A 10,491-nucleotide genomic window follows, 5' to 3' on the forward strand; every position below is an offset into this window, starting at 1 on the left:
TCTACTCCAAAACACATCTTACTTTATGAAGCGTTTGGTTGGGCGCCGCCGGTTTTTGCGCATTTGCCGGTGATTTTGAGCGAGGACGGAGGGAAACTCTCCAAACGAAAAGGTGCGGCAAGCGTTATGGATTATAAGAACGAAGGGTTTCTGCCGGACGCATTGCGAAACTTTCTTGCGCTTTTAGGCTGGAATCCGGGCGACGACCGCGAAATAATGTCCGTACGGGAAATGATAGACGCGTTTGATTTGAGCAAGGTCAGCCCAAAATCTTCGATTTTCGACACAAAAAAATTGGAATGGATGAACGGGCGGTATTTATCTAAAATTCCTTGTGAAACGATTTATGAAGAGGTAAAAAACGAATTTTTTGCAATCGGTGCAAACGATAAAGCAAAAATCATTTCGGCGATAAATTTAATGAAAGAACGTACGCATAAAATTACCGAAATTCCCGCTTTGTGCGTTTTCTTTTTTAATTCCCCGAAAAATTACGACGAGCAAACTTTGCAAAAAACAAAGAAAAATTCCGATTTAAAGGAAATATTGTTCGAATTGGTAAGAAAATTATCACTACTGGAAAATTGCAACGCCGAGACGTGCGATAATTTGCTGCAAAATACGGCCGCTCAGTTTTCCGTAGGTTTTGGGAAAGTAGGACTTCCAGCACGTTTGGCAATTACGGGTATGGGCGGCGGACCGTCGCTTCACGATATAATTCCGATTATCGGCAGAGACGAATGTGTTAAAAGAATTAACGATTTTTTGGAGAAAATATAGATGCGGCGACAGTTTTTTATTGTGTTTTGCTTTGCGGTTTTGGCGTTTTCGCGAGAAAAAATTCGTCCGGAATACGATTTCAAGGATTCAAGCTTTTCACTTACTTACAGAATCGACATTCCCAAATTATCCGACGATGAAATCTTAAGTATCTTATTTAATTTTGAGAAAGTTAGAGAATATTCCGCAAAGACCAACGTTAAAATTACGCTCATAGAAGAAAACACTAAAACGAATAGGATCTTATACGAGTATAATTATTCGGTGGCAAAATTAGGAGTTGAAATGTTTCGTGAAAAATTTCAAGAGCAAAAAATGGTTGTTTTTCGTATGGAAAAATACAACAGAACGGCAAAAATCATTCCCGACGTCCTTTCCGCAGGCGGCAGTTATAAAATCAATAACGACTGTATCTTGTATAAACAGCAGACAGTTATGAATAAAAAAATCAACGCGATTTACACAATGCTAATTAAACGGGACGTACAGGGTTATCTCAAAGAAATTATGAAATACATCGATGACCAAGCGTTAAAGACTAATTCCATTTAACGGTAAGGCTTTAACTTTTGCGCTAAACCGTTATTTTCAAGCCGTCGTAAGCGAATTTCATTCTTTTGTCAACAACTTTTTCATCGGTTTTATAGTGAATGTCATGGCAAAGGTGTGTTCCCAGAACTTTTTTAGGGTTTATCCTTTCAATCAAATTTTTAACATCGTCGTAAATAAAATGGGTACTGTGCACATTTTTCATCCTAAGACAATCAATTATCAATAACTCCAGATTTTTCAGTAGGTTAATTGAATCTTTCGGAATGCTTTTTACATCGGGAATATATGCAATATCGCCGAATCTATAGCCGAAACACCCCTTGCAGCTGCCGTGTTCGACGGGAATAACTACGAATTCCATTTCAAATAAGTTAACTTTTTTAATTATCACATTTCGTTCAAGTTCCGGTATTCCGCCGCCGACAAAAGTATTCGGGTCAAAAATATAAGAAAAACTTTGTGAAATCGCGCCGATAGTTTCCGGCGAACCGTAAACAGGGAGAAATTTGCCGCCGGTTGCGCCGCTGTAAGAGCGAATATCGGGAACTCCACAAATGTGGTCGCTGTGACGGTGGGTAAATAAAACCGCATCTATTTTTTTTATTTTTTCACGCAAAACCTGTTCGCGAAAATCCGGACCGCAATCAATCAAAACGTTCTTTTCGTTGAAAGAAACAAGTATTGACGAACGGCTTCGTTTGTGTTTTTTATCGTTTTGAGCAAGCCGACAAACATTTTTAGAGCAATATTTATAGTCGTTTATCATACAATCCACGGTAGGAACTCCGTGCGACGTTCCGGTTCCCAGAAACAATATTTCAAACATTTTCAACTCATTTCGGCGGATAAATTACTAATTTTTTTATTTCGCTTTTTATTATTTCGCTTTTTTGGGCGGACATTTGAGATGAGTCGTCACTCCTTGTGAAACGTTTCACAAAAAGCCGGTACAAATAAACATTCGGCGATAATTTCTGCCCCCTTTGGTCGGTTAAATTCCACACAATCCCGCGGTTCACATTTGAGAAACTTCGAACTAATTTTCCGCTGAGAGTATAAATTTTCAAAGAAATTTCCGCAACATTATCAACGGGCTGATTAAAGTAAAACGTCGTTGTTTGCCCCATTCTTACCGGCGACGGATAACAAAATAAGTCGCCGATTACGTATTGTTCGTCTTTGAGCGATTTTACGTCCAAAATATAGCGCTGGGTTGTAATATTTTGTAAAATATCATGTGCGGAAATAGTCATTTCATACTCGCCGGACGCAGGAAATTCATTTTTGGAAAGTGGAAGTTGAAACGAAATAGAACGAAAATCATCATCTTTCAGCGTTAAATTTTCCTGTCCGTACTGCTGTTTCTCCATAACCCTTTCTATTGAAACGCAAATCCCGCCGCCAGGCGATTGTGAAGAAAAAATATCAATCCCCGATTTGTCCGAAACCAATATTTCTAAGTTAACCGTTCCCGATTTTTTATTAAATCCGTCAATAGTAATTTTATTGCCTACGATTTTATTTTTAATAGTGTCAATTATATTTCCGGAAGAATCGCCGAAAAGTCGTCTCACCGCTATTGTCGGCCCTGCATGGTCGGACGTATCGATATTTGAAATATCATAGCCTTTAAAAATCAGCCCGTCGGATATCGCTCCGTAATAAATTTTGCCGGAATTAGGCTCCCAAACGTGAATTTTAAGCCGCGAACCAAGAACGGTATCCATTACAGTAGGTGGAATCATCAGTGGAATTTCAAAGGAATTTCCTGTTATCTGCGCTGAAACTCGTGAGACGACCATGCCGGGAAGCGAATATTTAACGTCAAAACTCAATTTTCTTCCTTTTGCCCTTGGATCACAATCTATCGTTTCGCCGGACAGTCCGTCTTTTCGAGACGGCGATAAATTTTCAGGGTTTTGAAGAATGATTTCGGCTATTCGTGAAATTCCGTCATTTATCGTTATGGGCAGTTCCCCTTTAACTATTACGTTTTGCATTTTTTGTAAAGTATCAATTTTTTCACGGTTTTTATTTAAAATTTGAATTTCTCCCGTAATTTTTTTTCTATCGGGCATAGGATTATACGACGGGTCTCCAAGCAGTGAAAAAGTTAAAAGATTTGTAGCTCTCAACATTTTTGAATCCAAATACGCCTGTCCTACCGTATAAGAGAAATCGTTGTTTGTTTCATAAAAACAGCTAAAAAACTTGTATGCGAGTTTACCGTTTTCGGAGGCGTAAGCCGTACGTGCGCTTGAGATCGCAGCAATCGCTCCTTTACCTTTGGTTCTAACCAAAAGTTCGGAAAGTCCGTCAATCCCGGGATTATCGAAAAAACCGACAGAACAGGAGAACGCGCCGAATATAAAATATTTTCCATAATTATTAAGAGACGGTATGTCGGTATATTCAAAAGCGCACTGGTCGGAAAGCGTTTGATAAGAGCCGTGTCCAAAATAATTAAAAACCGAAACGCCGTTATTTATTTCGTTTATCACCGCATTTTTTGCAAGCGGTTTACGTTTCTGATTGTCAAACGGATACTCAAAAAGCGTAACTTTACGAATATCCGAAGATTTGTCAAACGAATCAATGATTTTCCCCACGCTATCGGATTGTCCTGTATGATCCATATCTTCTTTGCAAGATAAAGAAGTTTGAATATCGTCGTCTGCGACAAGAAGCGGACGATTTCTCCAAAACGGATAAATTGAATCGGTTCCTGTCGTTTCCATCAATATTACTTTTTCCACATAGGATTCCGCCTCCGAAACCGATTGCGCCGGGATCCGTCCGACAATAAGCTGCGGAAAGGCTCTTATGCTTCCTGCAGTGTCGTTTGGCGTTATGTATGCAAAAAAATCTTCAATCGGATATGAAACAAGATCGCGATGGAAGTCTCTAGCTGTCGCAATATATATGGGAACAAAATTTTGCAGCCGAGATGAAATATTTTTGTAATCATAATGTCCGCTTCCAAACAAAACCAAATATTCAGGTGATGTCCCCCATGTATTTCGTGCATAAATCATAAAATTACGTATAGCCGTCGGGTCAAAAACTCCTCCGGAAAATATATTAAAAATATCTTCCAAAAGAACGACCTTAGGCGTGAATCCTATTTTTTCTTTATGTTTTGCAAGTTTTGCAGCCTGCTGTAAAAAAATCTGCGGTGCGACAATCAAATAATCGGATTTGTTAGACGAATTAAGTAAATCATTCGCTTGACTCAAAGAAATCAATTCCGTTTTAGGCATAGCGAAAAATCCTGAAGACAATGCAAAATGATACTTATACCCGTTAGCCGTAGAATCATAAAAAACCAAATCGCCGCCCGTAGAAGACGAATCGATTAACTGCGTTAACTGCGTTTTCGGGTTATGGCGCACAAACAAATGAAATTCATTCGGAATATCGGAAATTCTATATGAAATAGGCGATGAAACATTGGATTCTTCAGAATAAAATTGAAGGTTTCTTATATTTTGCAACGATAAATTTTGTTTATAATGTAAATCGTACGATTCAAAATCCACATAATTATTTCTGTTTTTTTCCAAAAATCTTGCCGTAAATAAAAAACTCATATCGTTAGGAGTTTGAAACGAAATCCATTTTCCCGTATCCTGATTGGAAAAAATATCGTTTGCTATTTTCAAATTAAATCCTAAAAAATTTGAATCTAAACCGCTGACAAAAAATCGCACCCGCGACTGTTCTTTTGATGTTGAATTTACGAACGAAGGCGGAAATTCAACCGAAAGCGAGGGATCTTCTCCGTGTAAATTTTTCCAAATATATCGTTTGTCTCCGTGTCCGTAAGTAGGGTATCTCGCCCTTGTAATTGAAACACTTCGTTTTGCGTGAAAATACACATCGCCGCTTTTACGTTCCGCCGTACTTGAAACTTGCTCGTTAAATTTACCCATAATATTTGAATTAATATTAAAATTTTCCGCAGTAATCCAATAATATCGGCGGTAGTCGGTGTAATTAAAAGAAAATTCCCATTTTTTTGACGTTTCATTAAAAACCCATCTGTGTATTTTTTCCGCATAAAACAAAATTTCATCGTCGCCGTCAAAAAACTTGTTCCCGTTTTTGTCGCGAATAACTAATTGGACATCCACAAGTCCTGTCGGTAAATCGGCAAATGAGGGTGTTACGCTGTCTGCGACGTTCGGATTAGAAGCGAATACTTTTATCGAACTTATTAATAAATCGCTGCCCAGCGCTTTCAAATCGTTTGGAGTAATTCTATATATTCCAACGCCTTGCGATAGATCGCATTCGTTAAAATCATCTTTTGTTGGAGCGTCTCCTATAGAAAATCTTAACGCTTTGTCGGAGATGGCGTTAAACTCTCTTATGCTCCTTCTTAGGTTTCTTTCGTCTTTAAATATCGTATATTTAACTTTATCGGAATTTAATAAATTTGCCGAGATTGAATTATAATAGTCGCTTTTCGGGATTATATTCTGCTGTTGTCCGTAAGAGTAAATTATCGTCAAAATCATGGATGTCGTGTAAACGATTTCGTTGCCGTTTATAGACAAAATCGGAGTTATTCCCGCTGAAAAAACGGGTATATTTCTTGCAGAAAAGTATTCTAATACTACAGAGTTTGTATATTTGCCAAAATTTTGAGGGATTCTTTTTGTAATTCTGTTTTGAGCGGAAACAAAAACGTGCGGTTTTGAATTTTTATCAGCCGTAAAATTTACAAATTTCATAGGAACGGAGATTTCTTTATCTATTGAATACGGAAAATCGCTCCCGTTTGAAATTATACCCCGCGAATTATCATAAAAAATCGAATCAAAAGAAATTTTTAAAACAATTTTGTTATCGGTGTTTTCTATAATACTGATGGAAGCAAACGAATTTGTCAAAAAAGCAAAAAATATTAAAGCAAATAATTTTTTCAACATTGTTTTCCTTTGTTCAAATTAAATTCCACTTTGTGAAAAATACTATTTTCCGTATAAAACTTGTATTTACACTATAAAACAAAACCGAAAATTACTAAAAGGAAAAAATGAACGCATATATCGCGCTTTTAATAACTTTGATTCTTTTCAGCACAATTGAAGTTGCGATAAAAATGTTGCCAAACACTGTCGATCCGGTATTGCTCGCTTCAATGAGATTTATCGTTTCCGGCGCGGTCATGCTTCCGTTCTGCAAGATAAATTTAAGAAAACTTTCAAAAAAAGAAATTTTCGGTTTTGTTTTCGCCGCCGCTGTCGGAATCGCCGGATGTTTTATTCCTTACCACAAAGGCGTTATACAAATGCCGGCAAGCAGCGCCGCGCTGATTTTTTGTCTCAACCCGATTTTTGCGGTAATTACGGCAAGAATATTGCTTAAAGAAAAGTTTTCGTTAAAAATCGCCGCCGGTTTAATTTTGGGAATTTCTGGCGTCTATATTTCCATATACGGATTTTCGATTCCGCGGTTTTCACAGACTTATGCGTCGATTTTACTTTTAATTTCGTCTATAACGTTTGGAATATACACCGCTTCAAGCAAATGGCTTGTGGAAAGATATTCGTCAATTTCGGTCGCGGCGGTCGTTTTTACTTTGGGCGGACTTATTATGCTTATGTTCGTCGGAAAATGGGATTTTCCAAGAGACATACGCTCTGTTTCCATAATTGCATATTTGATTTTTGCGACGACGGCGATAGGATATTTGTGTTTTTTTTACGCGCTCAAAAGGGTTTCGGTCGCGGCGGGAAGTTCGCTTTTTTTCTTCAAACCGATTTTAGCGGCGTTTTTCTCGTTTTTGGTATTGCGAGAGACGCTTACAATTACATATTTTATAGGAATGGCGGTTTCTCTGCTTTCACTTTTTGTGATTTTGTACGGCAAAGGCGGCAAAAATGGATGAGATAAGAAAGATTGACTACACGCGTTCAATGAATCGGCTGCTGACGATACTGATAATCGCTTTGGGGGTCGGTGTATTGTATGCGGCGAAAACGTTCATTATTCCGTTTGTTGTGGCGCTCATTATATTCTTCGTCCTGATAAATTTTGAGAATTTGATTTCCAAAGGTATAAAGTCCGTTATTTTGTTTTTCACAAAAAAAGAGATTTCCAAAAGAGCGGGCGTCGCGATTTTGGCGGTTTCGGTGATTTTATCGCTGACTATTTCTGTTTTTATCCTGTTTTCTTTTTACAAAGTAATATCGAAAAATTTTGACGACATGCTTGCAAACACTACGAAATACCAGATGCTTTTCAACGGAAAAATCGTACAGTATAACAAAATGGTGATGGATTCGCAAAAACCTGTCGATGACGATATGAATTTCTCTCCTTTTCAACAGATAGTTTCAATTATTCCCGAATCACACCTTCCAATTATCGACAGCAAAATTATCGACGAAATAAATTTCAGCAATCTGTTCAACAAAATCGGCGGCTTCGCGGGGAAAAGCGTAGCAAATTCCGCGCTTGTGCTTATTTATTTGGTTTTTCTTTACGGAGAAAGGGTAAATTTCAATAAAAAGTTCAAAAAAATTCGCGAAATTAATCCTAAATTTGAAAAATTAGACAATATAATAAGAGACATCGGAGGCAATTTAGTAGGGTATTTCAATATAAAAACGATAGTTTCGTTTGTGACGGCGGCTTTGGCGTATCCGGTAATGTCGGGTTTTGGGCTTGATTTCGTTTGGTTGTGGGCGGCTATAATTTTTATACTGAACTATATTCCCACTATCGGTTCTATTGTCGCTACGACGCTACCCAGCGTTTTGGGAATCATCATGTTCGACAGTTTTATCGACGCGGTTTTTATGGCGTTTATTCTTACGACTATACAGTTTATAATAGGAAACGTCGTAGAACCGAAATTTCAGGGGGACCGTCTGAATTTGGCGCCGATAATGATACTTTTGTCGCTTGCGATTTGGGGAGCGATTTGGGGAATCGTCGGAATGTTTCTTGCCGTACCTATTATGGTGACAATCAACGCCGCTTTATCGCAATTTGAAACGACAAAACCGCTGGCGATGCTTTTTTCCTCTACCGGAGATATAAAAAATTAGGGGATTAATGTTTCGCGAAAACAACAATTCGCTTAACGATTTGGGATTTTCGGCGAAATATAAGTTTATCAAATTCTAAATCAAAACATAATTTTTCCACTGTAAATTACCGCATAATCCAAAAGTTCTTTGTCCGCTATTTCGTTTTTTTCCATTGGAAGCAAGTTTATGAACGACCAGTCGCCGCGAAAAACCGAATCATAATTTTTGTCGGTATGCGTGAAAACTTTGTAAATGTAAGCCGGCGGAATTTTTGTAGCGTCTCTTTGTATCGCATGCCATTCAAAACCAACGCCGATTTCCATTAAATTCAATATCGGATAACTCAAAAAGCCGCCGTTTGATACCGCCCAAAAAGCGTTTTTTGCCGTATCTTTTACCTCTGTGGTTATATTTTGCGTATCTTCATACCAGTGCGCGACCACTTTCTTTTCCACATTTGAGACTTTGAAAGAGTAAACTTCCGCTTTGTCGAGAACTATATGCAAATTGTCGTCGTTGTCCTCCTGTGCGAAAGCGCATACAAACGACAAAAAACAAATTTACAATTATCTTTTTCATATAACTCTCCCTTTTTTGTTTATTCGTTTCCTATGGATGTTCGTTTATCGCAACGGTTATTCCCGCTCCCGTATGTATTCCTATTCCGCCATACAAAGAATCCTCCAACCAACCCGCAAAAGTCGTTATATATTGCCAGAACGATATACTTTAGATTTTCGGTTAAAATAAAGAAATTTGTTCCTTTTCAGGCAAATACCGCAAATAATTTGAAATAAAAAGCTCTTTTCCGTTTTGGTCTGACTTTTCGGTAACATTTCTCATTCCGTAAGTCAAATTCCAGGGTAAAATATTTGCAAACCTTTTTGTCGAATTATCTTTACATTTTTTCATAGTCATGGTCATATTCAAAATCTTCATATAATTGATTTTCTAAATAACGCCCCCATATTTCATCATTAAGGGCATCAACTGCCGAACTAAACAAATTCAGTCCATCTTTTTTATTCACTTTAATTATTGTATCCGGTATGTCTCTTGTTTTTAGTATTGGCTCTATTATTTCACCAATAATGTAATTGACATTTGTTATAGCCGACCGTCTTTTATCCTGTTTTCTAATCGCAATTACCTCAAAATACCCTTCAGACAATTCTATAATATAGTCATATCTTTTTCCACTGATTTGCTTTTTCATAATTAAATATCGCTTTTATATTCTCTTGAAAATTCATCAAAAACAACTCTCAACACTTTTAGCCTTTCTTCTAACTCAAATAAAGAAGCAATGCCCAATATGTCCTCTTTCGACAATGATTGAACTTTCATATTGATTAGATAACTTTTCACTTCTTTTGTTATATCATCAATGATTATAACTACGTTGCCGTCTTTTATGCGTTCGTCTGAAAAATTAGTTTGCAATTCTTTAAATATTACATCAGCATTGTTTTGATTCTGTAATTTTAATTTCTTAATTTGATAAACTACTCCAAAATTTGTGCTTAAATCAACGCCTTTGTCATGAGCGTAAGTTCTTGTATCTCTGTAAAGTTTGCAGGCAAATTTTTCTAAATGAGTTTTCAATACAGCAAAAGAAAAAATCTCAAAATTTGATGAATTAATATTTATTTGCTGTTTAATTAATTGCAAAAACACATCTTTCTCTTTTGCTATTTCAAGCTGATCTTCAACTGTTTCGAGATTTGGAATTTTACCCATTTTTGCAGAGATAAAATCTTTCACTAATTTGGGAATTAAAGTCACTAAATCCGGCGCAGATTTTTTATATTCCTCCGTTAATCTGTACTGTTTGTTGTCTAATGTTTTTAAGACCCCGTATTTGGGAAGGTTTCTTGAAGGATAGGCATCATAATACTTGCCGCCAATATGAAGCGAATGTCCCAAATATTCCTTAAAATATTGTACTGCATTTTTGTAACACTCTCTCACATTAGCATCGGCAAAGAAGTCATTTTGAGTTTCGCAAAACTCTTTCACTAAACCAAAAGTAATTATTGGAAAAATCACTTTCGTTGTTGAACGTGAAAGCATTTTTTCTATTTTAGACACGCAATATGTTAATTCATTTTCCATA

The 10,491-nt window shown here is 37.0% G+C and carries 9 protein-coding genes; 4 read left to right on the forward strand and 5 right to left on the reverse strand.

What is annotated here, in order from left to right; genetic code table 11:
- Together LBH98_03205 and LBH98_03210 are read left to right on the forward strand one after the other, a co-directional pair.
- Window positions 1–780 (forward strand): hypothetical protein (locus LBH98_03205; protein ID MDR0303763.1); only part of this gene is annotated, 780 nt, incomplete at its 5' end.
- Entirely contained in the window at window positions 781–1,332 is a 552-nt protein-coding gene (locus LBH98_03210) for a hypothetical protein (protein MDR0303764.1), read from the forward strand. It begins immediately after the preceding gene.
- 22 nt (window positions 1,333–1,354) lie between these two features.
- On the opposite strand, the gene LBH98_03215 is transcribed toward LBH98_03210, so the two are convergent.
- Window positions 1,355–2,158, reverse strand: coding sequence for an MBL fold metallo-hydrolase (locus LBH98_03215; GenBank protein ID MDR0303765.1), 804 nt, complete (start codon window positions 2,156–2,158; stop codon window positions 1,355–1,357).
- A gap of 7 nt (window positions 2,159–2,165) precedes the next feature.
- Window positions 2,166–6,266, reverse strand: coding sequence for a C25 family cysteine peptidase (locus tag LBH98_03220; protein ID MDR0303766.1), 4,101 nt, complete (start codon window positions 6,264–6,266; stop codon window positions 2,166–2,168).
- A 107-nt stretch (window positions 6,267–6,373) separates the two neighbouring features.
- Between LBH98_03220 and LBH98_03225 the strand changes: the two genes are divergently transcribed.
- Together LBH98_03225 and LBH98_03230 are read left to right on the forward strand one after the other, a co-directional pair.
- Window positions 6,374–7,228, forward strand: a complete 855-nt coding sequence (locus tag LBH98_03225) for a DMT family transporter (GenBank protein MDR0303767.1) — start codon at window positions 6,374–6,376, stop codon at window positions 7,226–7,228.
- Window positions 7,221–8,393, forward strand: a complete 1,173-nt coding sequence (locus LBH98_03230; protein MDR0303768.1) for an AI-2E family transporter — start codon at window positions 7,221–7,223, stop codon at window positions 8,391–8,393. Before LBH98_03225 ends, LBH98_03230 begins: the two co-directional genes overlap by 8 nt.
- Window positions 8,394–8,473: 80 nt before the next feature.
- On the opposite strand, the gene LBH98_03235 is transcribed toward LBH98_03230, so the two are convergent.
- The 3 genes from LBH98_03235 to LBH98_03245 all read right to left on the reverse strand — a co-directional run.
- A complete protein-coding gene (locus tag LBH98_03235; GenBank protein ID MDR0303769.1) occupies window positions 8,474–8,881 on the reverse strand; it encodes a hypothetical protein in 408 nt (135 codons plus the stop codon).
- Between the two features lie 392 nt (window positions 8,882–9,273).
- A complete protein-coding gene (locus LBH98_03240) occupies window positions 9,274–9,591 on the reverse strand; it encodes a hypothetical protein (GenBank protein MDR0303770.1) in 318 nt (105 codons plus the stop codon).
- 2 nt (window positions 9,592–9,593) lie between these two features.
- Window positions 9,594–10,491 (reverse strand): HaeII family restriction endonuclease (locus tag LBH98_03245; GenBank protein ID MDR0303771.1); only part of this gene is annotated, 898 nt, incomplete at its 5' end.

The organism is Chitinispirillales bacterium (assembly GCA_031254455.1).
Lineage (GTDB): Bacteria > Fibrobacterota > Chitinivibrionia > Chitinivibrionales > Chitinivibrionaceae > WRFX01.